The organism is Salegentibacter salarius, from assembly GCF_900168265.1.
GTDB classification, from domain to species: Bacteria; Bacteroidota; Bacteroidia; order Flavobacteriales; family Flavobacteriaceae; genus Salegentibacter; species Salegentibacter salarius.
Window position 1 is genome coordinate 76,426 of the sequence record NZ_FVZF01000004.1, and the last position, 26,182, is coordinate 102,607.

General features: G+C 38.0%; 27 protein-coding genes. 18 read left to right on the top strand and 9 right to left on the bottom strand.

Annotated elements, in window-relative coordinates; translation table 11 throughout:
• Positions 1 to 51: 51 nt before the first annotated feature.
• The 4 genes from B5440_RS03870 to B5440_RS03885 all read right to left on the bottom strand — a co-directional run bounded on the left by B5440_RS03870 (position 52) and on the right by B5440_RS03885 (position 6,830).
• Positions 52 to 2,487: a sodium-translocating pyrophosphatase gene (locus B5440_RS03870; protein ID WP_070054872.1), complete on the bottom strand. Its 2,436-nt coding sequence runs from the start codon at positions 2,485 to 2,487 to the stop codon at positions 52 to 54.
• Between the two features lie 113 nt (positions 2,488 to 2,600).
• Positions 2,601 to 3,119 carry an inorganic diphosphatase gene (locus tag B5440_RS03875; RefSeq protein WP_070054871.1) on the bottom strand — a complete coding sequence of 173 codons (519 nt, stop codon included), beginning with the start codon at positions 3,117 to 3,119 and terminating at the stop codon, positions 2,601 to 2,603.
• Positions 3,120 to 3,183: 64 nt separating this feature from the next.
• Entirely contained in the window at positions 3,184 to 5,685 is a 2,502-nt protein-coding gene (locus B5440_RS03880; RefSeq protein WP_079711061.1) for a DUF5686 and carboxypeptidase-like regulatory domain-containing protein, read from the bottom strand.
• Between the two features lie 164 nt (positions 5,686 to 5,849).
• Positions 5,850 to 6,830: a pyruvate dehydrogenase complex E1 component subunit beta gene (locus B5440_RS03885; RefSeq protein WP_070054869.1), complete on the bottom strand. Its 981-nt coding sequence runs from the start codon at positions 6,828 to 6,830 to the stop codon at positions 5,850 to 5,852.
• 310 nt (positions 6,831 to 7,140) lie between these two features.
• On the opposite strand from B5440_RS03885, the gene B5440_RS03890 reads away from it, so the two are divergent.
• The 9 genes from B5440_RS03890 to egtD all read left to right on the top strand — a co-directional run bounded on the left by B5440_RS03890 (position 7,141) and on the right by egtD (position 15,394).
• Positions 7,141 to 7,887: an electron transfer flavoprotein subunit beta/FixA family protein gene (locus B5440_RS03890; RefSeq protein WP_057480559.1), complete on the top strand. Its 747-nt coding sequence runs from the start codon at positions 7,141 to 7,143 to the stop codon at positions 7,885 to 7,887.
• A gap of 99 nt (positions 7,888 to 7,986) precedes the next feature.
• Positions 7,987 to 8,949 carry an electron transfer flavoprotein subunit alpha/FixB family protein gene (locus B5440_RS03895; RefSeq protein ID WP_070054868.1) on the top strand — a complete coding sequence of 321 codons (963 nt, stop codon included), beginning with the start codon at positions 7,987 to 7,989 and terminating at the stop codon, positions 8,947 to 8,949.
• Between the two features lie 84 nt (positions 8,950 to 9,033).
• Entirely contained in the window at positions 9,034 to 9,657 is a 624-nt protein-coding gene (locus B5440_RS03900) for a bifunctional nuclease family protein (protein ID WP_070054867.1), read from the top strand.
• Between the two features lie 11 nt (positions 9,658 to 9,668).
• The gene (locus tag B5440_RS03905) at positions 9,669 to 11,369 is read left to right on the top strand and encodes a NupC/NupG family nucleoside CNT transporter (RefSeq protein WP_070054978.1); all 1,701 of its coding nucleotides are present in this window, start codon (positions 9,669 to 9,671) and stop codon (positions 11,367 to 11,369) included.
• A gap of 74 nt (positions 11,370 to 11,443) precedes the next feature.
• Positions 11,444 to 12,292, top strand: a complete 849-nt coding sequence (locus tag B5440_RS03910; RefSeq protein WP_070054866.1) for a thymidylate synthase — start codon at positions 11,444 to 11,446, stop codon at positions 12,290 to 12,292.
• A gap of 29 nt (positions 12,293 to 12,321) precedes the next feature.
• Positions 12,322 to 12,699, top strand: coding sequence for an energy transducer TonB (locus B5440_RS03915; RefSeq protein ID WP_070054865.1), 378 nt, complete (start codon positions 12,322 to 12,324; stop codon positions 12,697 to 12,699).
• Between the two features lie 32 nt (positions 12,700 to 12,731).
• Positions 12,732 to 13,145: an energy transducer TonB gene (locus B5440_RS03920; protein ID WP_070054864.1), complete on the top strand. Its 414-nt coding sequence runs from the start codon at positions 12,732 to 12,734 to the stop codon at positions 13,143 to 13,145.
• Positions 13,146 to 13,248: 103 nt separating this feature from the next.
• Positions 13,249 to 14,412, top strand: a complete 1,164-nt coding sequence (egtB, locus tag B5440_RS03925; protein WP_070054863.1) for an ergothioneine biosynthesis protein EgtB — start codon at positions 13,249 to 13,251, stop codon at positions 14,410 to 14,412.
• Between the two features lie 13 nt (positions 14,413 to 14,425).
• Complete coding sequence (gene egtD, locus B5440_RS03930; protein ID WP_070054862.1) at positions 14,426 to 15,394, top strand: L-histidine N(alpha)-methyltransferase; 969 nt, start codon at positions 14,426 to 14,428, stop codon at positions 15,392 to 15,394.
• Here egtD and B5440_RS03935 read toward each other — a convergent pair.
• Positions 15,391 to 16,476, bottom strand: a complete 1,086-nt coding sequence (locus B5440_RS03935; protein ID WP_070054861.1) for an aminotransferase class V-fold PLP-dependent enzyme — start codon at positions 16,474 to 16,476, stop codon at positions 15,391 to 15,393. The genes egtD and B5440_RS03935 overlap by 4 nt on opposite strands.
• 63 nt (positions 16,477 to 16,539) lie before the next feature.
• On the opposite strand from B5440_RS03935, the gene B5440_RS03940 reads away from it, so the two are divergent.
• The 5 genes from B5440_RS03940 to fabD all read left to right on the top strand — a co-directional run bounded on the left by B5440_RS03940 (position 16,540) and on the right by fabD (position 19,945).
• Positions 16,540 to 17,037, top strand: coding sequence for a 2TM domain-containing protein (locus B5440_RS03940; protein WP_070054860.1), 498 nt, complete (start codon positions 16,540 to 16,542; stop codon positions 17,035 to 17,037).
• Positions 17,038 to 17,041: 4 nt separating this feature from the next.
• Entirely contained in the window at positions 17,042 to 17,524 is a 483-nt protein-coding gene (locus B5440_RS03945; RefSeq protein ID WP_070054859.1) for a dihydrofolate reductase, read from the top strand.
• Complete coding sequence (locus B5440_RS03950) at positions 17,511 to 18,362, top strand: fructosamine kinase family protein (RefSeq protein WP_070054858.1); 852 nt, start codon at positions 17,511 to 17,513, stop codon at positions 18,360 to 18,362. Before B5440_RS03945 ends, B5440_RS03950 begins: the two co-directional genes overlap by 14 nt.
• A gap of 103 nt (positions 18,363 to 18,465) precedes the next feature.
• Entirely contained in the window at positions 18,466 to 18,966 is a 501-nt protein-coding gene (locus B5440_RS03955; protein WP_070054857.1) for a pyridoxamine 5'-phosphate oxidase family protein, read from the top strand.
• A 97-nt stretch (positions 18,967 to 19,063) separates the two neighbouring features.
• Entirely contained in the window at positions 19,064 to 19,945 is an 882-nt protein-coding gene (gene fabD, locus B5440_RS03960) for an ACP S-malonyltransferase (protein WP_070054856.1), read from the top strand.
• A gap of 246 nt (positions 19,946 to 20,191) precedes the next feature.
• On the opposite strand, the gene B5440_RS03965 is transcribed toward fabD, so the two are convergent.
• A complete protein-coding gene (locus B5440_RS03965; protein ID WP_070054855.1) occupies positions 20,192 to 21,472 on the bottom strand; it encodes a metal-dependent hydrolase family protein in 1,281 nt (426 codons plus the stop codon).
• Between the two features lie 9 nt (positions 21,473 to 21,481).
• Positions 21,482 to 22,615, bottom strand: a complete 1,134-nt coding sequence (locus B5440_RS03970) for a DegT/DnrJ/EryC1/StrS family aminotransferase (RefSeq protein ID WP_176728216.1) — start codon at positions 22,613 to 22,615, stop codon at positions 21,482 to 21,484.
• Between the two features lie 95 nt (positions 22,616 to 22,710).
• On the opposite strand from B5440_RS03970, the gene B5440_RS03975 reads away from it, so the two are divergent.
• From B5440_RS03975 to B5440_RS15590, 4 genes are all read left to right on the top strand, one after another.
• Positions 22,711 to 23,967, top strand: coding sequence for a 3-deoxy-D-manno-octulosonic acid transferase (locus B5440_RS03975; RefSeq protein ID WP_070054854.1), 1,257 nt, complete (start codon positions 22,711 to 22,713; stop codon positions 23,965 to 23,967).
• Positions 23,968 to 24,030: 63 nt separating this feature from the next.
• Positions 24,031 to 24,261 carry a hypothetical protein gene (locus B5440_RS03980; RefSeq protein WP_070054853.1) on the top strand — a complete coding sequence of 77 codons (231 nt, stop codon included), beginning with the start codon at positions 24,031 to 24,033 and terminating at the stop codon, positions 24,259 to 24,261.
• 130 nt (positions 24,262 to 24,391) lie between these two features.
• Complete coding sequence (locus B5440_RS03985; protein WP_070054852.1) at positions 24,392 to 24,691, top strand: hypothetical protein; 300 nt, start codon at positions 24,392 to 24,394, stop codon at positions 24,689 to 24,691.
• A 27-nt stretch (positions 24,692 to 24,718) separates the two neighbouring features.
• A complete protein-coding gene (locus tag B5440_RS15590; RefSeq protein WP_169929146.1) occupies positions 24,719 to 24,874 on the top strand; it encodes a hypothetical protein in 156 nt (51 codons plus the stop codon).
• 71 nt (positions 24,875 to 24,945) lie between these two features.
• On the opposite strand, the gene B5440_RS03990 is transcribed toward B5440_RS15590, so the two are convergent.
• Together B5440_RS03990 and B5440_RS03995 are read right to left on the bottom strand one after the other, a co-directional pair.
• The gene (locus tag B5440_RS03990; protein WP_070054851.1) at positions 24,946 to 25,719 is read right to left on the bottom strand and encodes an XRE family transcriptional regulator; all 774 of its coding nucleotides are present in this window, start codon (positions 25,717 to 25,719) and stop codon (positions 24,946 to 24,948) included.
• Positions 25,720 to 25,798: 79 nt separating this feature from the next.
• Positions 25,799 to 26,173, bottom strand: coding sequence for a response regulator (locus tag B5440_RS03995; protein ID WP_070054850.1), 375 nt, complete (start codon positions 26,171 to 26,173; stop codon positions 25,799 to 25,801).
• Positions 26,174 to 26,182: the final 9 nt, after the last annotated feature.

The following is a 26,182-nucleotide window of genomic DNA, read 5'->3' on the forward strand; positions in this document are numbered from 1 at the left end:
GAAGACAAGAATAATCAAACAGCCTCTTTTATTTTTTAAAACCTGAAACTATCAGGCTTTATCTTTTAAGTCCTGTACCTGTTTTTCAACTTCAGCTTCAGTACCGATAAAGGTTTTTTGCTGAACTGTGGTTTTTCCTTTTTTAGTAGTGGTAATTCTTACTTTAGCAATAGTTTCACCTCCTTCGGAAGTCATATTCACCTGAACTTCTTTTGAAATATCTTCAGCTATAACTTCTGTATTTATAGTGTTTTCCATTCCTACAGAAATCTCCTCGTTAGGAATATCACCTTCGGTATGACCACCTAAAATTGGGGCGATCACTAAACCAATTAAACAGGTTAATTTTATTAAAATGTTCATCGAAGGGCCTGAAGTATCTTTAAAAGGATCACCAACTGTATCTCCGGTTACTGCCGCTTTATGGGCCTCAGAACCTTTGTAAGTCATTTCCCCATTAATCATTACTCCTGCTTCAAAAGATTTTTTAGCATTATCCCAGGCACCACCTGCGTTATTTTGGAAAATTGCCCAAAGCACTCCGCTTACCGTAACCCCGGCCATATAACCTCCAAGCATTTCAGCGATCAATACATTTTCATATCCAAAAAGCATTGGGATCAGGGCGATCGCGATAGGAAAACCAATGGTTAAAACTCCCGGCAACAACATTTCTTTTAAGGCTGCTTCGGTAGAAATAGCGACACATTTATCATATTCAGGTTTCGCAGTTCCTTCCATAATTCCGGGAATACTTTTAAACTGTCGTCTAACTTCTTCCACCATTTTCATCGCTGCTTTCCCAACAGATTTCATTGCTAATGCCGAAAAAACAACCGGCACCATTCCGCCAATAAACAACATCGCTAAAACAGGAGCTTTAAAAATATTGATCCCGTCAATCCCAGTAAAAGTTACGTATGCAGCAAAAAGCGCTAAAGAAGTAAGTGCTGCTGAAGCGATGGCAAAACCTTTACCGGTAGCTGCTGTGGTGTTTCCTACGGAATCCAGGATATCTGTACGTTCTCTAACTTCAGCTGGAAGTTCGCTCATTTCAGCAATCCCTCCTGCATTATCTGCAATAGGTCCAAAGGCATCAATTGCCAATTGCATGGCAGTAGTCGCCATCATTGCTGAAGCTGCAAGCGCAACCCCATAGAATCCGGCGAAAGCGTAAGAAGCCCAAATTGCGAACGCAAACAATAAAACCGAAAGAAATGTTGAAATCATCCCGGTAGCTAAGCCGGCAATAATATTTGTTCCGGCTCCCGTACTGGAATTTTGAACGATAGAAAGCACCGGTTTTTTCCCTAGTCCTGTATAGTATTCTGTTACTGCTGAAATTACACCACCAACAACAATTCCTACTAAACATGCATAAAACACTCTGATTGATGCGATATCCATATATTCAAAACCTTCGGCTCCTCCAACAAAAAAGCCCATAGTTAGGGTTTCTTTGGGAAGCATCCAGGTTACCAGAAAATAACTGGCCACCGCAACAAGAGCTATAGCCGTCCAGTTTCCAATATTTAATGCTTTTTGAACCTCGGCTTCTTTAGCCGAGTTACTGCTAATTTTCACTAATAAGGTTCCGATTATGGAGATTATAATTCCGGCGCCGGCAATAGCCATAGGCAGTAAAATAGGTCCAATTCCGCCAAATCCGGCATCGACGATATTTCCGCCCATATCTTCAATAATATAGTTTCCTAAAACCATCGCGGCAAGAACGGTCGCTACATAACTTCCAAAGAGATCGGCACCCATTCCGGCAACATCCCCAACATTATCCCCCACGTTATCGGCAATGGTTGCAGGGTTACGAGGATCGTCTTCAGGAATTCCTGCTTCAACTTTACCAACCAGATCGGCTCCAACATCGGCCGCTTTGGTGTAGATTCCTCCACCCACACGGGCAAACAAAGCTATAGATTCAGCTCCAAGGGAAAAACCGGCAAGGGTTTCCAGGACTACCGTCATTTGTGTAGTATTGGTCCATTCGCCCCCCATAAAATAATGAAAGAAAAGAATAAAAAAACCGGTAAGTCCCAATACTGCAAGACCGGCAACGCCAAGCCCCATAACGGTTCCGCCACCAAAAGAAACTTTTAATGCCTGTGGCAAACTTGTTCTGGCCGCCTGTGTGGTTCTAACATTAGTTTTTGTGGCGATTTTCATTCCCATGTTTCCGGCAAGGGCAGAGAAAAACGCGCCAAAGATAAAAGCAACGATAATCAGGTAATGCGTGGTTGGCACTACATAAGCAATAGCAGCTAGCGCAATACTGGCTCCTACCACAAAAAAACTAAGCAATTTATATTCTGCATTTAAAAAGGCGAGCGCCCCTTCGTAGATGTGTGAAGAAATATCTTTCATCTTGCCGTCTCCGGCATCCTGTTTAAGTACCCAGGAACGTTTGGCCCACATAAAAGCGAGGCCAACGACTGCAAGTATTGCAGGCATATAAATCATCATTGATTCCATATTAATTGTTAAGTTTTAGTTAATATGGCTAATGTAGTAAATCAATGATAATTAAAAAAGCAATAACTTTTTAAGGTTATTGCTTTTAAATCATCAAAATTATATGATTGAAATTATGGTTGTATTCCAAACTGGCCTTTATCACCATCAAAATTCTCAAATCGCTCTACACATTGTTTTATAATTTCACGAGCTTCTGATGCATCTCCCCAACCACCAACATCAACTTTCTTCTTTTCAAGATCTTTATAAACCTTAAAGAAGTGTTCAATTTCTTTAATCATGTGGCCATTTAATTCTTTTAGATCATTCAATCTATTCCAGATAGGATCTGAAATTGGCACACAAATAATTTTTTCATCCGGTCCTTTTTCATCGGCCATGTGGAAAACGCCAATTGGCTTTACTTCCATCACAACACCAGGGAAAGTTGGCTCACTTACCAATACCAAAACATCTAATGGATCGCTATCCTGCGCAAGGGTATTTGGAATAAAACCGTAATCGGCCGGGTACATCATTGAAGAAAAGATCATCCTATCGTAACGGACTTTCTTCAATTTAAAATCGTACTCATATTTGTTTCTACTCCCTTTCGGGATCTCTATTAATACATCAAAACTATCTGACATTTTCTTTCTTTTTTCTCATTTAAGGGCGGCAAATATAGTGAAAATCAATATTAATTCGGTGTATTTAGAAGTGAAAACCAAAGGAAGCTGTTACCGCAAAAGACCGCGACTCTGGAACATCGAAATAATTCCCTCTAAAATGGGCTTCAATACTTAAAAATTTAAGAATATTTCCTACTCCTACGCTATACTCGTAATAAGGTGCTTTACTTGGTGCCCGCAACGGAATTCCAGACGCATTTAAAGCTTTATTTTCTTCTGAAATCTCTCCCCAAACCGCTCTGGCACCTACCAATTCCCGTAAATTTAATTCTCGCAAAAGCGGAATTCTGGCAAATAACCGTCCGTTGAAATTATGATCAAAATGCGCTGAAATATAAGTATCGGTCACAAATTCATAGAAATTAAGCACCGGAAATGAATTATACATAGCGAAATAAGTTTGGTTCCCAGGCACCACGTTTAACAGTCCCAGCGGAACTTCGCCAAAAGTTTTTCCAGCTTCCAAACTGGCATTCGCTCTTCCAAATCCACCAATTCTAAGCGGCTGATCGTAAAAAAACTGCACTTTCTTATAATTGAAATCGCTATTTAATACGTTTTTTAAGCCCAAGGTGTAATTAAAGAAAAAGGTAGGAAATTCCTCTTCGTTTACTACATTTCGTTCAACTCCAAAACCAGAAGTTTGCCTGCCGGGAGTATAAGTTAAAATAGTAGAAATTTCTGTTTGATGTATGGTTGAAGCAGTTTCGGTTTGAGCTTCATTAGTATAATAATCTAAACTAAATGCCGGGGATGCCGAACTTAACTCGCGGTAAGAAGCACCAAACCGAACATTTAAATTATACCAGGGCTCAATTTCAAGATTTACGGTACTTAAATCTAAATTACTTAATTTATCATTATCGCCCACGCTTACCAAACCAGATGATGCCAAACTTCGACCTAAAACATCTGTAGTATTATTGGTTAAACTAGCCCCCAGTTGTTCTATATCACGCCTTTTTCCGCCAGAAATAATTAAACGTGACCTGGAATCTAAAAGCCATTTCCCAGAAATTCCATATTTAAATTTATCATCTTTAAAACCATAGGCTAAATAACCTTCAATTCGCCAGGGATCGTGCTGCCCAAAATAAGTTCTACCACCCACACGGGTTCTAAATCCTTCTACCTGATTATAGTCGAATAAAGAATACACAGGGCCAAAATCCCAGCCGTCAAATTCTACATAACCAGATTCTGCAATGGTGGCAATATCGTAAATTCTATTAAAGGCGGGGACGTTTGTTAAGCTATCCAGCATCACATAAATATCTTCCTCTTCCTTATTTAGCTCTTCCAAACGATTTTCTTTCCAAAATTCTTTGTCCCGTTTATAGACCTCTTCGTTGAATTTATAAGCTCGCTTATCGTAAAAATCTTCTGCTTTCTTTATGTTGAATTGATATTCATCAAAAACCCGGGTGCGTTTTGCATAAACTCCTTTTGAACTTTCTTTTTTGGTTAATGAGAAATTAGCCTGGAAATAATCTTTGGAAATCAGAAAAACCGAATCGTTAAGCACTTCAAATTCTTGTTCTATATACAGTTCTTTCACCCAATTTATATTGGCATCACGGGAAGCTTCCAGATTTATTTTCTTCACCGCCCAGGTAGTATCGTTTACCCAAAAATCTCCTTTAAAAGTTAATTCGTTCTCGCGACGCGGATAATAAATTATATTGTAACACCATTTATCTTCTATATACGTACTGTCGCTCAATACATAATTGTAGTTGTTGATGCCTGTTGTAGAAAGCGGACTTACAAAGCTCTTATCAAAAACCTTGATATAGTTGTTGTAGACATTATATTCATCATACACATCTTTTACCGCAGCAATTAGGTTTTGATTTTGCTCAAAACCGGAATTCTTATTTCCTAAGAGATCTTCCCGTTTTTCATTTTCAATATTATCGCCATAAACCTTAGAAACCGATTCATTAATAAAAACAGGCAGAATGGTTTTCCCCGAAATCCTATTGGTATCAGAATAGTCAAAAATGAATTCCATACCATGAAAAACCGGGTTTTTCACTACAGAGCTATCAATCCCATCTAAATCGAATTCCAGCTTTTCGTATTTTTTATACTGATATTGTTTAAAAGCAGAAACTCCATTATCGCGTTTATTTTCCCAGATCTTCTTTAGAATATCTATAGCGGGATTGCTCTTTTTTGAAGTTTTGCCCCTAACAATTTTAACCTCATCAAGACTGGAAGCTTCTTCCTGTAATTCGATTTCAAGAGATAGATTGGTTTTTTGCTGAAGCGGGATTATTTCAGTTTTATAACCGATAAAAGAAATTTTGAGTTCGGTATGGTTGTTTTCACTTTGCAAATAGAACTTCCCATTTTCACCCGAAGTTGTTCCTTCCGAAGAATTATTAAAGATCACATTTACAAATGGAAGCGCTTGGCCGTTTTGGTCTTTAACCACGCCGCCAACTTTGGTTTGTGCCATAAGCATGGTACAGCACATTAATAAGAATAGGGAAAGAAAATTTGCTTTCGTCATCTTCATTCTTCAGGGCAAAAAAAAACTTCATCGAATCAGCATCCGATGAAGTTTCAAATTTATAAGGATTTTCTATCTATTTGCAAGTTTGTCCCAATAATGGAATTACTCACAGACTTATAATTAACTGACTGTTTATTACTAATTTTTGCGTCCAGCATCATGCTGGTTTAGTCAATATACATAACCTGCTTCACTGCTTTAATAACATCGTCGCTGTTTGGCAACCATTCTTTAAGCAATACAGGAGAATAAGGTGCCGGAGTATCGGCAGTGTTTATTTTTACAATTGGTGCATCTAAATAGTCAAAAGCTTTAGACTGTACCTGGTAAGTAATTTCAGTAGAAATATTTCCAAAAGGCCATGCTTCTTCTAAAATCACCAAACGATTGGTTTTCTTAACCGATTCGATAATGGCTTCGTGATCCATTGGACGAATTGTTCTAAGATCTATAATCTCACAAGAAATATCGTCTTCCGCTAATTTATCAGCTGCCTTGTAAGCTTCTTTTATAATTTTTCCGAAGGAAACAATTGTTACATCACTACCTTCTCTTTTAATATCGGCTTTCCCAATTTCAATTACATACTCTTCTTCTGGCACTTCACCTTTATCACCATACATTTGCTCGCTTTCCATAAAGATCACAGGATCGTCATCTCTAATTGCAGCTTTAAGCAAACCTTTAGCATCGTAAGGATTAGAAGGAACAATAACTTTTAAACCCGGGCAGTTGGCAAACCAGCTCTCAAAAGCTTGTGAGTGCGTTGCACCTAACTGACCTGCTGAAGCGGTTGGCCCTCTAAAAACAATAGGAATATTAAATTGCCCACCACTCATTTGGCGCATTTTCGCCGCATTGTTTATTATCTGGTCAATTCCAACTAAAGAGAAGTTAAAGGTCATAAATTCAATGATTGGTCTGTTACCATTCATTGCTGAACCCACACCAATTCCAGAAAAACCAAGTTCTGCAATTGGAGTATCTATTACACGATCAGGGCCAAATTCGTCCAACATACCTTTAGAGGCTTTGTAAGCACCATTATATTCTGCTACTTCCTCGCCCATTAGATAAATAGACTCGTCTTTTCGCATCTCTTCGCTCATCGCTTGCTGAACGGCTTCCCTAAATTGAATTGTCTTCATTATATGCTATACTATTTAATATATCTTGAAAGAACAAAAATAGTAATTCAATAAAGTTTTCCCCACTAATAATCCACAAAAATTTACAGGTGAGCTACAGCCGCAGCATAAAGCGCTATTACAATTAATAAATAATCAATTTTTGGCATTATTTCGGGATTTCAATTGTGATTATTACGGTTTAATTAAGGATTCAATAAAATTTAAGGAAATAAAAAACCTGAATTTTATTATGCGTGCATAGCATTTTTTGAATTAAATTATGTAACTTCGTGAACGAAATCGTTATAAATTTTAAAAACTCGCTATAATGAAAATATTAGTATGTATTAGTCACGTTCCTGATACTACCTCAAAAATCAATTTTACCGACGGCGATTCGAAATTCGATACCAACGGAGTGAATTTTGTAATTAATCCAAATGATGAATTTGGACTTACCCGTGCCATGTGGTTTAAAGAAAAACAAGGCGCAAGTGTAGATGTGGTAAATGTAGGTGGTGCTGAAACTGAACCAACTTTAAGAAAAGCCCTGGCTATTGGAGCCGATAATGCTATAAGAGTAAATACTCCTGCAACCGATGGTTTCCAGGTAGCAAAACAATTAGCAAAAGTTGCTAAAGATGGTGGTTACGATCTTATAATTGCCGGCCGTGAATCTATTGACTATAATGGTGGAATGGTACCGGGAATGCTCGCCGGGATTCTTGACGCTAACTTCATTAATACCTGCATTAGTTTAGAGGTTGAAGGTGATAAGGCTACAGCAATTAGAGAAATAGATGGTGGTAAAGAAACCTTAACCGCATCCCTTCCATTAGTAATTGGAGGACAAAAAGGTTTGGTTGAAGAGAGCGATCTTAAGATCCCAAATATGAGAGGAATTATGCAGGCTCGTAAAAAGCCGCTTAATGTTGTAGAACCAGATGAGGCAGCTACTCATACCGAAGCTGTGAAGTTTGAAAAACCAGCTCCAAAAGGAGATGTAAAACTGGTTGATCCAGAAAATCTAGATGAATTAATAGATTTACTTCACAACGAAGCCAAAGCGATATAAATTAAAAAAAAAGATTTCCGCCTTTACTGAAATAAATGTGGGAATGAATAAAAAATAGATTTCCGCCTTCGCGGAAATGACACTTAAAAATTTAAAAATATGTCAGTTTTAGTATATACAGAAACCGAAGATGGCAAGTTTAAAAAAGCTGCTTTTGAAGTTGCTTCTTACGCAAAAGAAGTAGCCGGCGGCGATGAAGTAGTTGCAGTAAGCTTTAACGCTACTGATGCTTCTGAACTTGGAAAATATGGTGTTAGCAAAGTGCTGAACATCCAAAACGATAAACTAAGCAAATTCAACGCTGAAGCTTATGCTGATGCCTTGACACAAGCTGCAAAGAAAGAAGGAAGCAAAATAGTTGTGGTAAGCCAAAGCGCGAACAGCAAATATGTGGCTCCACTTTTAGCTGTGCATTTAAAAGCCGGTTATGCTTCAAACGTAATGGCAGCACCAGAAAGCACAGATCCTTTTACAGTAAAAAGAAGCGCTTTCACCAATAAAGCTTTTAATTTCACTAAGATCACTACCGATGTGAAAATTGTGGGATTATCTCAAAATGCTTTCGGCTTAAAAGAAAATGAAGGCGAGGCTACTGTAGAAGATTTCTCTCCTGAATTAAAAGATGAAGATTTTTCAGTAAATGTAGAATCTGTAGATAAAGCCAAAGATAAAGTAACTATCGCCGATGCTGAAGTTGTTGTTTCTGGTGGTCGCGGACTTAAAGGTCCGGAGAACTGGGGAATGATCGAAGAAATGGCCGATATTCTTGGCGCAGCTACCGCTTGTTCTAAACCTGTTAGTGATATGGGCTGGAGACCGCACAGCGAACACGTTGGGCAAACAGGAAAACCCGTAGCATCTAACCTATATATCGCTGTAGGTATTTCGGGAGCTATTCAGCACCTTGCAGGAATCAACGCTGCCAAGACTAAAGTTGTAATAAACAATGACCCTGAAGCGCCTTTCTTTAAAGCCGCAGATTACGGTGTAGTAGGCGATGCTTTTGAAATCGTTCCTAAGTTAAACGAAAAACTAAAGGAATTTAAAGCGAAAAACGCATAATTTTTATAACTTGCACCCCTTAAAAGGGCTGTCTAAAATACGGTGAAAGTCCTGCTTTAGACAGCCCTTTTTAATTGATGATATATGAGTTTAGTGCGCCTTAATATAAAAGGAATTTCTTATAGTCAAACCCAAAACGGAGCCTACGCTTTAATCTTAAGCGAGGCAGATGGAGAACGTAAACTTCCCATAGTTATTGGAGCTTTTGAAGCACAATCTATTGCCATTGCTTTAGAAAAAGAGATCAAACCTCCACGCCCGTTAACCCACGACCTTTTTAAAAATTTTGCCGATAGGTTTGAGATCACTGTTAAACAAGTGATTATTCATAAACTTGTAGATGGTGTTTTTTATTCCAGTCTTATTTGCGAACGCGATAAGATTGAGGAAATTGTAGATGCTCGTACCAGTGATGCTATTGCACTTGCCTTAAGGTTTGATGCTCCTATTTTCACTTACAAGAACATTCTTGATAAAGCAGGAATTTTCCTGAAAGGAGACGAAGGAGAACAGGCACCTTCAGAAAAACACGAAGAAGAAATAATTTCAGAAGAATTACTTCCTGACGATATTGATATAAAATCTGACGACACCAATTACAAAAAATTGTCTTTAGACGAACTAAAAACTTTGCTCTCCCAGGCCGTAAATAATGAAGATTACGAGAAAGCGGCACGCATAAGGGACGAAATTTCCAAACGCAAATAATGCCCCCATTTATGAATAAAACCTGGTTTTGCCTGATTTTAGTTCTATTAAGTGTTACCAGCACTTTTTCTCAAAACATTTCAAAAACCTGGACCTTAGACGAAGAAAAGGGAAATCCTGATCAAGAAATTTTTTCCGACGGAAATACCTTAAGTTTAAATGAGGGACTTTTTAGTATTAGCAAGGCCGAAGATACCCTGGCTAAGGGAGATTATATCTTCCAGAATAAGCTTCTTGTACTTTTCTATAACACTCCGCAAGACAGCATAGTAAACTACCGGGTTTCTGCACTTACAGATTCCAGCATGGCTATAATGCAGGCTAATCGGAAATTTCACTTTAAAGCCGAGGCTTTTAACGATCCCGAAGAAGTTATCCCGGCACCTATAGTAAAAGAAATGATACCCAGTGCAGGAATTTCTTTTAGCAGTATTTGGCGGGGAGCCCTGGGAATGTCCACTTTGCTACTTATCGCATTTTTATTTAGCAGTAACCGCAAAGCGATTAATTGGAAAACAATTGGAATTGGTCTTAGCGCTCAGTTATTACTAGCTGTAGGGGTTTTAAAGATCACTTTTATTCAGAAAATATTTGAATTTGTAGGAAATATATTCGTTTTAATCCTGGATTTCACCGCAGCGGGAAGCGAATTTCTACTTGGCGGAATGATGGATGTAGAAAGCTTCGGCTTTATCTTCCTATTCCAGGTACTACCCACAATAATTTTCTTTTCTGCCCTAACTTCGGTTTTGTTTTACCTGGGGGTGATACAAATTGTAGTAAAAGGTTTGGCTTGGGTTCTAACCAAATTATTAGGAATATCTGGTGCGGAAAGTTTAAGTGTAGCAGGAAATATTTTTCTTGGCCAAACAGAAGCTCCACTTATGATTAAAGCTTACCTGGAACGTATGACTCGTTCTGAAATCCTTCTGGTTATGATTGGCGGAATGGCCACGGTTGCCGGTGGTGTTTTGGCGGCATATATAGGATTTTTGGGTGGTGATGATCCCGAACTAAGACTTCAATTCGCGAAACACCTTCTGGCAGCATCAGTAATGGCTGCACCCGGCGCAATTGTAGTTTCAAAAATATTATACCCGCAACAGAATAAGATCAACACTAATGTTGATGTTTCTTCAGATAAAATTGGCTCGAACATTCTTGACGCCATTGCTAATGGTACTACCGAAGGTTTAAAACTTGCAGCCAATGTAGCGGCAATGCTTTTAGTATTTATCGCATTTATCGCAATGATCAATTACGTGCTAAACTGGACAGGATCCTGGACAGGGCTAAACGCAATTTTAGCCGAAAACACACCATATTCAGGTTTCTCTCTGGAATCTATTCTTGGGATCATTTTCGCTCCACTTATGTGGCTTATTGGCGTTGCAAAAGAAGATATGATGCTTATGGGGCAACTGCTGGGAATTAAACTGGCAGCCAGTGAATTTGTAGGATACGTTCAATTGGCCGATCTTAAAAATACTGCAAACGCACTTAGCCTTAATTATGAAAAATCGGTAATTATGGCTACTTACATGCTTTGCGGATTTGCGAATTTTGCATCAATAGGAATCCAAATTGGAGGAATTGGATCCCTGGCTCCCGGCCAGAGAAAAACGTTATCTGAATTTGGAATGAAGGCTTTAATTGGCGGAACTATTGCTTCTTTGCTTTCTGCAACCCTTGCTGGAATGATAATTGGATAATTTATAAAAGTTCGGTTCCGAATTTTATTTAAGAAGCTTATTTTAGCAAAACTAATCTTCTGCACCTTAGACTTATGAAACAATACCACGAACTTTTACAACATATTTTAGACAACGGTACCGACAAAGGCGATAGAACCGGCACGGGCACCAGGAGTATTTTTGGTCATCAGTTAAGATTTGACCTTAGCGAAGGTTTCCCAATGGTTACTACCAAAAAACTGCATTTAAAATCTATTATTTATGAATTGCTGTGGTTTTTAAAAGGTGATACTAACGTACAGTACCTAAAGGAAAACGGGGTTAGAATCTGGAATGAATGGGCCGACGAAAATGGGGATCTTGGTCCTGTTTACGGTAAACAATGGCGCAACTGGAATAACGAAGATATAGACCAGATCAAAGAAATCATTGAAACTCTTAAGAAGAACCCGAATAGCCGCAGAATGTTGGTTTCTGCCTGGAATCCTTCGGTATTACCTGATTCTTCTAAATCCTTTTCAGAGAATGTAGCTAATGGAAAAGCGGCACTTCCGCCCTGTCACGCATTTTTTCAATTCTATGTGAGCCCCCCAACCCCCAATGGGGGAGGAAAACCTAAATTATCCCTTCAGCTCTATCAAAGAAGTGCAGATGTTTTTCTTGGCGTGCCTTTCAATATCGCTTCTTATGCATTATTAACTATGATGATGGCCCAGGTTTGCGGCTACGAAGCGGGAGATTTCATTCACACATTTGGTGATGTTCATATTTACAGCAACCATATGGAGCAGGTAAAACTGCAGCTTTCCAGGGAACCCAGAGCTTTACCAAAAATGACCATCAACCCTGAAATAAAAAATATTTTTGATTTCGACTATAAAGATTTTAAATTAGAAGATTATAATCCGCATCCCGGAATAAAGGCCAAGGTTGCGGTCTAAATTAAATCAATAATTAAAAATTAAAGTTTATGAAAAAGTTAATGCTTATCGCATGTTTTGTAGTTGGAGGATTTGCAACCGCACAAGCTCAGCAAACTTCACCGGTTTGGCCAGGTTGTGAAGATGCCGAAGACGTAAAAGCCTGTTTTAATCAGAAACTATCTCAACACGTAAGAGAAAATTACGAATACCCACAAACCGAAGACGGTGATTATGTTCGCGGAAAAGTAGAAATTTCTTTTACAATTACTGAAGAAGGAAAAGCTGTAGTGAATTCGGTTGAGGGTCCTGAGCCAAAAGTAAATGCGGCAGCTAAGGAAATGATTCAGAAAATTCCTGATATGAAGCCTGGAACTTTACAAGGCGAGCCAGACGATCGTAACTTTACCGTTCCCTTCAATTTCTAGAGAACACGCCTAAACACCCTAACACCCCAGCTATGAAAAAATTAATGTTTTGTTTTTTTCTTTTAACCGGCACTTTTGCTTTTGCGCAAGAGGATGACGTTACTATTGAAGGAAACACGGTTACTGTAAAAGAGAAAGCACCGGTATGGCCGGGATGTGAATCCAGTGGAAATACAAAAAACTGTTTCGATCAAAAATTGATGGAACACGTTAAGAACAATTATAAATACCCTCGTAATGATAAAGGGGAATTTATAAGAGGAAAGGTAGTGGTGAAAATGCATATAGACGAAGACGGTAAAACAGTAGTGACCTCGGTAAAAGGAGATCAAAAACCTGTTATTGCTGCGGTAGAAAATATGCTGAAAAAAATGCCAAAAATGAAACCCGGCACTCGTGGTGGAAAACCCACAAAAATAAGTTATACCCTTCCCTTAAATCTATAGGAAGCAAGCTATACTTTAACTTGCCGTTAACTACCTAAGGTTTCAGACCGAACGAAAAAATTGTAAATTTGAGTGGTACCCAAAAAAGTACCACTCTTTTTTTATGCAATCACAAGAACAACTACTCGATTTTTTTAATGAAACCAGGGCGCATTCTGAACTTATTTGTTCGTTTCTGGAAACTGAAGATTATGTGGTTCAGCCAATAGAAGATGTTTCACCCCCAAAATGGCATCTTGGCCACACCACCTGGTTCTTTGAAGAATTCGTGCTAAAACCTAATGTAAATAACTACAAACTTTTTGATGAAAACTCGGCTTACATTTTCAACAGTTATTATGAAAGCGTAGGCGATAAAGTGATTAGAACCAATCGCGGTAATTTATCGCGTCCAACGGTAGCCTGGGTTTACGAATACCGAAATTATGTTTCTAAAGCGATGCACGAATTTTTGAAAAATGAAAAGATTTCAGAAGATCTATGCGGCGTTGTAGAAATTGGTTGTCACCACGAGAAACAACACCAGGAACTTCTTTTAACCGATATTAAATATATCCTGGGGAATAATCCTTTATTTCCTGAATATAACGATCAATTTAAAGAAAACCCTATCCAGGATTTTAAACAGGAATGGATTTCTATTTCTGAAGGCGTTTACGAGGTTGGCCATAAATCTGATGACTTTTGTTATGATAATGAGCAGGGCATCCATAAGGTTTACCTCAATGATTATAAAATTTCCAATAAACTGATCACTAATGCCGAGTTTATAGAATTTATTGAAGCCGGCTCTTATCAAGATGTATTACTGTGGCACGCTGAAGGCTGGGATTGGGTAAATTCTAATAATATTGAAGCGCCATTTTACTGGCATAAAGTTGATGGAAAATGGCATCAATACACACTAAACGGACTTAAGAAACTAATTCCTGAAGCCCCGCTAAGCCATATTTCTTATTTTGAAGCTTTTGCTTTTGCACAATGGAAAGGTTTAAGATTACCTACAGAATTTGAATGGGAAACAGCGCAGCAATATTTTAAATGGGGAGACCGCTGGGAATGGACAGAAAGTGCATATTCCCCCTACCCTAATTACACTAAACCAGAGGGCGCGCTTGGCGAATATAACGGCAAATTTATGGTTAATCAAAAAGTTCTGCGGGGAGCTTCAGTAGCCACTTCTCAAAACCATACTCGCCCAACCTATCGCAATTTTTTTCATCCACATTTACGCTGGCAGTTCACAGGATTAAGACTGGCCAAATAACCAATATACTTAAATGAAAACCACACCAACTACGTTTCAAACGGCTTTTGAGGAAGACGTTTATAAAGGCCTAACCAGCTTTCCTAAATATCTGCTTTCCAAATATATTTATGATCAAAAAGGCGATAAGCTTTTTCAGCAAATTATGGCCATGCCGGAATATTACCTCACCAATTGTGAGTTAATTATCTTAAAACACCATAAAGCAGCAATTGCCGATATTATTAACAAAGAAGGCGGCTTTGACCTTATTGAACTTGGCGCCGGGGATGGTAAAAAGACCAAGGTCCTTCTACAACATTTGGTAGATAAAAAGTACGACTTTAATTATTTACCCATTGATATTAGTCAGCACGTTTTGGAAGAGCTGGAAAGCTCTTTAAAGGATGAAATACCCGAAGTAAATGTGAAAATTCAACAGGGAACTTATTTTAAAACCCTGGAAAACCTGGCAGATTATAGCAACCGTAGAAAAGTGATCTTAGTTTTGGGTTCTAATATTGGTAATCTTTTACATGAAAATGCTATTGAATTTCTTAGGAATATTCAGGAAGCCATGACTGCGGAAGACAAGCTATTCATGGGCTTTGACCAGAAAAAAGATCCGCAAAAGATCCTTGACGCTTACAATGATAAAACGGGTATTACCGAAGCTTTTAATAAGAATTTACTGGCTAGAATAAATAAAGAACTAGATGCCGATTTTAATTTAGACAATTTTAAACACTGGGAAGTTTACGATCCCGAAAGTGGAACTGCCAAAAGCTACCTGGTAAGCAAGGTTCAGCAAAAAGTAGCGATCAATAAGTTAGAATTAGAAGTGAATTTTGATGCCTGGGAAAGCATACATACCGAAATTTCGCAGAAATACGATGATGCCGTGGTAGAATGGCTTGCGGAAGAAGCCGGTTTAGAGATTCAAACCAGTTTTCAGGATAATGAGAACTGCTATAAGAATTATATTTTCAGGAAGAAAAATTAAACCCCGAATTTCTTTAATTCCGTTATCAGGAAATCCAGTTCCTTTTCAGTATTGAAATAGTGAAAACTAACCCGTATACCCTCGCCCCGCTGGGATGCTATAATTTGTTTGCTTTTTAAATACTGGAATAATTTGTCCCCTCCTTTAATATTAAAGATAGAAGAATGTGTTTTTCGATTTACTACGCTTTCCTCCAGCAAATCCATTTTTGTGAATTCACTTTTCGCCATGGCACTTAAAGATTCAATTCTTGAGGAAATCTCGCTTATTCCAATTTTTTTGATCAATTTTAAGGCTTCAGCTAAGCTCCCGTAGTTTAAAGTGTCCTGGTGCCCGGGTTCAAATTTTCCTATAAAATTACCTTCGTGCGCTTTATATTTTCCCTGCAACGAACCAAATCCGAGCGCTTTTGGTGCGATTTTGCCTTCCACTTCTTTTTTAAACAGTATAAAGGCATTTCCGTAACCGGCATTCAACCACTTATAAGTACTGCAAATAAGCACATCAAGCCCACTTTCTTCAAAATTGAATTCTTCTGTTCCGCAAAACTGGGTTCCATCAGCAAAAAACAAAGTTTCGGGATATTTTTGTTTTAGTTTTTTTATAAAATCAAGGTCTATTTTTATCCCGTTAATATACTGCACAATGCTAAAAGCAAAAAAATCGGGTTGTTGTTTTTCAAAAGCTTCAGCTATATTTTTTTCCAGGTTTTGGTCAATTTCAGCATAAGAAATTTCAAAATTTTTGGATTCTACGGCCCAGTTTAGCGAGGGATAATCATTTTTTAGCAATAGTGCTTTTTGAGGTTTATCAAGTCCTTCCAAAAGCGTATTAAATCCGTAGGAAAAATTGGGCACCAAAGCCACCTGCGAAGGGGCACACTTAAAGAATTCGCCCACCAATTCCCGTGTATCGGTTAAAATATCTGCTTGTTTTTCTTTAAACACACTCCCACCAAGTAGAAAATCCAGGTCGTGATTTTGTCTAAACTCCCAAACCGCCTCCGGCAGTAAACCCGAAGCAGCCGTATTTAAGTAGGTATATTGCTCTAGAACCGGAAAGCCTTTTCTTAAAATCTCCATATTTCTCTGCTAATTGTTAACAAAAACTGTAAATTTGGAATAGACACTAAAGTACTTCTAATTATGTTTTCTAAAAAGAAAAACACTTCCAAACTCGATGCAGAGCAGCGTGAACTCTATGAAAATGCTCGCAAACGCACCCTCCAAAAAAAGAGGTTATTTCAGCATTTTATTATTTTTCTTATTGGCGCCGTATTCTTTATTGTTTTAAACGTAGTGATTGGTTACCAGGAAAATTTTATGCCACTGGGCTATAATTGGTTCGTTTGGGCAATCTTAATTTGGGCCTTTATACTGTTGGCACACGTTTTTAATGTTTTTGTTACCAATAAATTTTTAGGAAAAGAATGGAAAGACAGGCAAATGACTAAACTGGTACAGAAGCAAAAAGAAAAAATTGCTGAAATGCAGACTCAGGTAGAGAAAGATTTTCCTGCAAATACACCTCAGAAAAAAACTACGCCACAACCGGAAAGCAATCCTGAATTGAAAGCAGAAAACGACCGATTTAAACCGAAAACCAACGATCCAGAAAAACCGGATCAACCTTACAATACTTAGATATATGATTACAATGATTGCCGCTGCAGCGGAAAATAATGCCCTTGGAAAAGACCAGGATCTGGTTTGGCACTTACCGGACGATTTTAAACGTTTTAAAAAATTTACCACAGGGCATCATATAATTATGGGGAGGAAAACCTTTGAAACTTTCCCAAAACCACTTCCAAACCGTACACATATTGTAATTACAAGGAAAGATAATTACCTGAAAAAGGACGCCACGGTTGTTTCTTCGTTAGAAAAAGCACTGGAATTTGCTAAGAATGATGAGCAGCCTTTTATTATTGGCGGCGGAGAAATTTATGATTTAGGGATGGAAGTAGCCGACAAAATTGAGCTTACCAGGGTTCACGGGACTTTTGATGCCGATACCTTTTTTCCTGAAATAGATAAGGAAAAATGGGAATTAGTAGCCGAAGACTTTCACCCGAAAGACGAAAAACACGATTACGCTTTTACTTATCTCACCTATGTTAGAAAATAACATTCTAAATAAAATAGCTGAAGAACATAACCTAAACAAAGCGAAATTTAGCCGACTTACAGGTGGAGATATCAATGATGTTTTCCTAATTACTTCGGAAGAGAAAAAGCAGGTAGTAAAAATAAATAATACTGAAAAGTTCCCCGGAATGTTTGAAGCAGAAAAAGCCGGCCTGGAAGCTCTTCAAAAACCAAAAGTAATTGATGTTCCCAATATTCTGGGAATTGGTAAAATTGAAAATACTTCATATTTACTTTTGGAATACAAAGAGAGTACCGCCAAATCCTCTACTTTCTGGGAAGATTTTGGAAAGCAAATGGCCGCTTTGCATAGAACCACTTCAGAAGCATTCGGGTTTCACCAGGATAATTATATTGGTAGCCTTCCACAACAAAATAATGCTTCAGTCTCTGCAGCCGAATTTTATATTTCTAAACGTTTGGATCCACAGTTAAAAATGGCAAAAGACAAAGGCTATGATCTTGGTGTCACTAGATCGTTTTTCAGCAATATTTCAGCAATAATTCCAGATGAAAAACCAGCTTTGATTCACGGTGATCTTTGGGGCGGTAATTATCTGGTAAATGGAAATGGCGATCCCTGCCTTATAGATCCTGCCACAGCTTTTGCTCCGCGAGAAATGGATCTTTCTATGATGCAACTTTTTGGCGGATTTGATAAGGAGTTATTTAAAACCTACGAAAAAGAATTTCCTTTAGATTCAGGATTTGAAGAACGAATTCCGCTTTGGCAACTTTACTATTTATTGGTTCATCTTAACCTCTTTGGTGCCGGTTATAAAGCTCAGGTTACCAGTATTATTAAGCAATTCAGCTAATTTCACAATTCTTAACAGGAGACTTTATTCTTTTAGGAGTTTATTAGCGCAGATAGGCGTGGATACTCATTAAATTCAAACTTCCAACTTAAACTAAAAACAAATGAGTACTGAAAATTTGAATAAAGACGAGGCTTTAGATAAAATGAAGTCAATGGTAAAAGACATTAAAACCTGTATGTTCGTTACAGACTTTGGCAACAAACCCTTAAGTGCCGTACCAATGACCACCAAAGAGGTAGATAAAGAAGGAAATATCTGGTTCTTTAGCAGGTTGGATAGCGACCATAATGGGGATATCGCTAAAGATAACGATGTACAACTTTTATATAGTGACACCTCAGATATGGAATTTATAAGTATCTACGGTAAAGCAAGCATTGAAACCAATGAAGGAGTTTTGAAAGAATTCTATCATAAAATGGATGATGCCTGGTTTGACGGAGTAGATGACCCTAACTTAACCGCTATAAAAGTAGTTCCTAAAGAAGCTTATTTTTGGGATAACAAACAGAACAAATTTGTGACCTTCTTAAAAATAGGAGCTTCAGCAGTAACCGGAGATAAAAAAGATATTGGAGAAAAAGGTAAACTAAATCTTTAAAATCCTGTATTTGTTAGTGAAAAGACCTCGTAATAATTCATTTGTTATGAGGTCTTTTTTATTATTTCTATTTTAGCCGAATCTAAATTGAAAAATTATGAAAGCATATATTTTCCCAGGTCAGGGAGCGCAGTTTTCAGGAATGGGGTTAGACCTTTTCGAAAATTCTGCTAAAGCACAGGAACTTTTTAAGAAAGCCAATGCAATTTTAGGCTTTTCAATTACCGATATTATGTTTGAAGGCTCTGCCGAAGATCTAAAACAAACCAAAGTTACTCAACCGGCCGTTTTTCTTCATTCGGTTATATTGAGTAAAGTTATGGGCGAAGATTTTAAGCCCGATATGGTAGCAGGCCATTCGCTGGGTGAATTTTCAGCGCTTGTAGCAAATAATACGCTTTCTTTTGAAGATGGCTTGAAATTAGTTTATAAACGTGCTATGGCTATGCAGCAGGCTTGCGAATTAGAACCTTCTACAATGGCCGCAGTGTTAGGCCTGGAAGATGAAGTTGTGGAAGCTGTTTGTGCTGAAACAGAGGGAACCGTTGTAGCAGCAAACTACAACTGCCCCGGGCAATTAGTAATTTCGGGAGACGTAAAAGCTGTGGAAGCTGCATGCGAAACCTTGAAAGAACGGGGTGCTAAACGTGCTATGATCCTGCCGGTTGGAGGTGCGTTTCATTCTCCTTTAATGGAACCTGCAAGGAAAGAATTAGCTGCAGCTATAGAGAATACTACATTCAATACACCTACCTGCCCTATTTACCAAAACGTAAGTATGTTTGCTGTAACCGATCCAGAGGAAATAAAGAAAAATCTTGTTTTTCAATTAACAGCACCGGTAAAATGGACACAAAGTGTTCAAAATATGATAAAAGATGGAGCTACAAGTTTTACTGAAGTAGGTCCCGGAAAAGTTTTACAGGGTCTCGTGAAGAAAATAGACCGAAAAATGGAAACCGCTTCAGCTTCTATATAGGACTAAAAAAAATCATAATTAGAAGAGGTTTTTTGAAAAACCAGCTTTCGTCAAGCTGAACTCGTTTTAGCTTCTAATACTTTAGATCCTGAAATAAATTCAGGATGACGTTTAAAACACCCTGGATTTCAATAGACCGAAGAAATTCCTAAAAATAAAAAATCCTGAAGCTATGAACTTCAGGATTTTTTATTTCTATGTGTTTACAGACAAACTTCTCGAGTCCGCTCGAAGTGACAAGGAGATTTACTTTTTATATATCTTTCCTTCTTTCATCACAAATTTCACGTTTTTTAAAGTCTCTATATTTCCGGTTGGATCTTCATCTACTGCAATAATATCGGCATAAAAACCTTCAGCGATCTGGCCGATTTGATTTTTTTTCCTTAAAATCTTAGCAGCGGTAATTGTAGCACTCTGAATAGCTTCCATTGGCGGCATTCCGGCTTCGGTCATATAAACAAATTCCCGTGCATTCTCTCCGTGTTTAAAAACACCGGCATCGGTACCAAAAGCAATTCCTACACCGCTTTTATAAGCGCGCTCAAACATACCCTGAATTTGTGGACCAATTTCTCTGGCTTTCGGCACTACGAGTGCCGGATAATAGTTTTCAATTTCAGCATTTTGGGTCACTTCTTTCCCTGCTGTAATTGTAGGCACCAAATAAGCATCATATTCTTTCATCAAATCCATGGTTTCTGCGCTCATTTTGGTTCCGTGCTCAATAGTTTTTACGCCGGCTCTAATAGCACGCTGCATTCCCTCATCACCGTGAGCGTGGGCAGCTACGTGAAAATCATAATCATTAGCTGTTTTTACAATAGCTCTTATCTCTTCTTCGGTAAACTGTGGATTAGAGCTACTTTTCGCTACACTTAAAACTCCGCCCGTAGCTGTAATTTTTATTAAATCGGCTCCGTTTTTATAACGCTGGCGTACCGCTTTAGCCGCATCTTCCGGCCCGTTCACCACACCTTCTTTTGGCCCCGGATTCCCGGTTAGCTCACTATTCATCCCGTTCGTAGGATCGGCGTGACCTCCGGTTGTAGCGAGAGATTTTCCGGCAGTAAAAATTCTAGGTCCGGGGACTTTTCCCTGATCAATTGCATCTCGAAGCGCAATATTTACGCCGCTACCGCCTAATTCCCTAACGGTGGTAAAACCAGCCATTAAAGTTGTTTTAGCAAAACCTACCGAGTTAAATGCAGCGTCTGCCGGATCATTTATAAACCGTTCCATATATTTCTGGGGATTGGTTTCACTTTCCAGGTGAACGTGCATATCTGTCAATCCCGGTAGCACTGTTTTATCACGAAGATCAATTACAGAATCTTTTTCGCTTTCTGGATTTACAAAACCATTCTCCACACTTTTAATCCTTTCTTCGGAAACGATAATAGTTTTTTCAGTTAAGACTTTTCCAGATTTGGTATCTACCAACTTCCCGGCCTGTATGTATAAATCCTGTGCCTGAAGCCCCGCAGATAAAAATATTCCGAAGCAAAAGATTAAAAGTTTTTTCATTTTTAAAATTTATGAGTTTAAAAATTCTTTGATTGTTCCCGTAATATAATCAATTTGTTCACTATCAAGTTCGGTATGCATAGGAAGGGAAAGTACTTCCTGAACCAGTTGATTAGTTACCGGGAAATCGGCTTCATTATACCTGGAATCTACATAAGCCTTCTGCTGGTGTAATGGGATTGGATAGTATATTCCAAAAGGGATTCCTTTCTCCTGCAGGTGTTTTGCCAAAGCATCACGCTTTCCATTTTTAATCTTTAAAGTATATTGATGATAAACGTGCGTATCACAATCTCCTACTCTGTATGGAGTTTCTAAATGAGTTTCACCTTTGAAAGCATCATTATAAAGATTAGCCGCTTTTTTACGGGCCTCGTTGTATAAGTCTAATTTTGGAAGTTTCGCTCGTAAAACAGCTGCCTGTAAACTGTCTAATCGAGAATTAACACCAACAACATCGTGATGGTAACGCTCGTACATTCCGTGGTTTACAATACCTCGAATGGTATGCGCCAGTTTATCATCATTGGTAAAGATCGCACCCCCATCACCGTAACAACCTAAATTTTTAGAAGGAAAAAATGAAGTTGCACCAATATGGCCAACAGCTCCCGTTTTATAAGTTTTTCCATTTTTGGAATGATAATCTCCGCCAATGGCCTGCGCGTTGTCCTCTATTACAAACAAGTTATGTTCTTCGGCAATTTCCATGATCGCATCCATATTAGCAACCTGACCAAAAAGATGAACAGGAACAATTGCTTTGGTTTTAGGAGTAATTGCTTTTTTGATCGCTTCAGGATCTATATTAAAGGTATCTGGTTCTACATCTACCAAAACCGGTGTTAGTTGAAGAAGCGCTATCACCTCAACGGTCGCCGCAAAAGTAAAATCGGCGGTTATAACTTCGTCTCCCGGTTTTAAACCAAGACCCATCATTGCTATTTGCAGGGCATCGGTACCATTTGCACAGGGAATAACATTTTTAACCTGTAGATAATCTTCTAAATCTTTCTGAAATTGCTGAACTTCAGGACCATTAATAAATGCTGCATTCTCTATAACTTCCTGAAAAGAAGTATTCACCTGATCTTTTATCCCCTCATATTGACCCTTAAGGTCAACCATTTGTATCTTTTTCATCTGTTTTTTTTGAGTAGCACGAAAATACGAAATAAGCTTCCTATTGCCAATCAATTTTAATTAAAGGCCTATTTTCGCAATAGAAATCACTTAGTTTGAAACCACTTTACAACATAGCGACCAAAATTGCCGAAAAAGCACTCCCTTTGGCAGGCAGATTTAATGAAAAGCTCAAATTATTTACCGAAGGCCGCAAATCGGTTTTTAATGAACTGGAAGAGAAAATTAATCCTAACGAAGAATACCTTTGGTTTCACGCTGCATCTTTAGGAGAGTTTGAGCAGGCTTTGCCTATTATTGAAGAGATTAAAAAGGAATTCCCTAAATATAAGATCCTGGTGACTTTCTTTTCTCCTTCAGGATACGAAAACAAGAAGAACCACCCGCTGGCAGATGTGATAACCTATCTTCCGCTGGATACCAGGAAGAACGCAAAACGATTTCTGAAACTGGTAAAACCAAAAATTTTATTTTTTATTAAATATGAAATCTGGCCAAATTTTATGGCGGAAATAAAGAAACGAAACATACAAAGCTTATTGATCTCGGGAGCTTTTAGAGAAAACCAGATCTATTTTAAGCCTTATGGCGGTTTTATGCGGAAAGCGCTTCAAACTTTTGATCATATTTTTGTGCAAAATGAAGCATCAATCGCACTTCTTAAAAATATTGGGTTCAACAATACTACACTAAGCGGTGATACGCGGTTTGATAGGGTATCGAGGCAAATTCAGTATGACAATAAACTGGAATTTGCTGAAAATTTTATTGATAAAAAAACCTGTTTAGTGGCCGGAAGTACCTGGCCGGAAGATGAAGAACTTTTAATTCCTTTTATAAATGAGACTTCAGAAAAATTAAAAGTTATCATCGCTCCACACGAAATAAAAGAAGAAAAGATAAATGCGCTGGAGCATAAAATCAAAAAGAAATCTATTCGATATTCTCAGAGGGAAAGTCGTGATCTGAAAAGCTATGATGTATTAATATTAGATACTATTGGGCTGTTGGGGAAAATATACAGTTATGCGAATATTGCCTATGTAGGCGGTGCTGCCGGCACTACCGGTCTTCATAATATTTTGGAACCTGCTACCTTTGGGATTCCGGTGGTCATAGGAGAAAATTATACAAAATTCCCTGAGGCTGGGAAGCTTCGTCAACTAGCCGGTTTATATTCGGTAGCTAATGCCGAAGAATTCTCTAACATCACTAATAAACTAATTACCGATAAAGACTTTAGAGAAAAAACAGGGATGATTGCCGGACATTTTATAAATAGTAATACCGGGGCCACCCGAAGCGTAATGAATTACTTAAAGACTTTACCTGATTTTGCTAAAGTTTCTTAAAAAAGAAATATGGCCAGACTTTATATTGTAATTTCGATCTTCTAAATCAATAATAATTAAGATATGAAACGAGTATTTATTACAGGGATATTTATGTTGAGCATTCTAAGCTTAACCTCTTGCAGGGAAACCGTGGAAGAAAAAACCGTGGTAAAGGAAGTTGAAGTAGAGAAAGAAGAACCGGAAGTTGAAGAAAAGGAAGAAAAAGGACTTTTAGAACGCACCGGGGAAAAAGTAGATGAAAAAGTAAACAAAGAGATTGACGAAGAGATCGATAAAATTGACGATAATTAAATTTCACTCAGTCAATTAGCGCTTATTACAATCGAATCATTTGTTTTTTAAGAAAATTTTAATGCTATTTGTGTTAAAATACACATTTACATCTGTAATTTTGTTTTAGCAAACTAGAAACAACCAAATTATGAAAAGATCAATTTTAATGCTCGCTATGTTTTTTACCCTTAGTACAGCTTTTACTTCTTGCCGTGAGGTAAACGAAGAAGAAGACGAAATGGAAATGGAGGGCGAAGAAATGGAACGTGAGATGGAAGGCGAAATGCACGAAATGGATGATGATATGGATAATGTTGAAGAAGACATTGAAGATGCAGCTAACGATGCCGGTGATGCTGTAGAAAACGCAGCCAATGAAACCGGTGAAGCAGTTGAAGATGCTGCAAACGAAGTTGAGGAAGAAGTTGAAGGAGACGACGACTATTAATCCTTTTTTATCACTAAACTTAGAACTATGAAAAAATTAATTTTAATGCTGGCTCTTACCTTTAGTACCGCCGCGGTTTTCACTTCTTGTAGAGAAGAAAAATCTGGTGTGGAACAAGCAGCCGACGATGTAGAAGATGCGGCTGAAGATGCAGGCGATGAAATTGAAGATGCTGTAGATTAAACAGTAGACTTAAGAATTAACCAACCAAAGAAAAAATCCTTTTTGATTAGTTTCAAAAAGGATTTTTTTATTTATGCTTGTTTTTTAAATGTTCTAAGCTCACGTTTAAGATCTTCCATAGACTGTTTTAACTCTCTGAAAAGTCCGCTTTCTGAAGGATTATCCAGATTAAAAGTAAGCTTGGAATTTACCTGCCAGATCTCCTGAATTTCGTTAATGTTCACTTCAATAGGAAGATATTCTTCATTTAGAGAGATCAACAAAACTTTCGAAGAATCGGGTAATTTCTGAAGTTTTTTCACCAATACAGAATCCTGTAAAACCACTACATAGATCTTATTATTACTGGCCTGGTCAAGATCTGGCACAGCTTTAGCCAAAACCCATTCATTATGGTAATAATTTGGCAACATACTATCTCCTTCAATTTGAAAACCACGATAAGTAGCATTTCTAAATTCGGGAAGCGGAATATCAAAAGCCGGTAATTGCTGGTACCATTCTACATCCTGCACATTGTGAGGGTAACCGGCAGCGGCTTTCTGGTTTACCATTACCATATTTTCGTTATCTGAAGAATCTACGGTAACTACCTTTGGGCTAACATCGCCCTTGCTAAGTTGTAAAAACTTTTGCCCGCTTTGCCCAAACAGCCATAAAGGATTAATTCCAAATTGACTTAAGAGTTCGGCCACTACTTTTCCGGAAAGCTTTGTACGGCCACGTTCTATATCTGCCGTAGAATTTTTAATTCCTAAAAGATCGGCGAATTCAGCTTGGGTGAAGTTATTTTCCTCCCTAACTTCTTTAAAATGCTTAATTTCAATAGACGGTGGTTGCCCCATAATTTCTAATGTTTAGGAATTTATCCAATGATAGTCAAATTTATTGGATTATTTCCATATTCACAAAAGATTTATGTAGCTATTCTTTATCGGCAAGGATTTTTTCTATTCTCTCGGTAAGATCTTCCACCTCAAAAGGTTTTGCTATAAAATCGTTGGCCCCTGCTTTTTTACATTTTGGCCCGGCATCGTGAAGTGCTGACATCATTAGGACAGGTGTTTCTGAAATTTCAGGATTTTGCCTAATCCCGGCACAAACATCGGTGCCATCAACACCTGAAATGAGCATATCTAAAAGCACGATATCTATATTTTTCTCTTGAATTAATTCTTCTGCTTTAAGTGGCTTTTCGGTAACATATACTTCATACCCGTAAAATTCCAGTAATGTTTTTAACATTTCACCAATTCCCGAATCATCATCTACCACCAGAATCTTTGTAGTTTTCTCCATATAATTAAA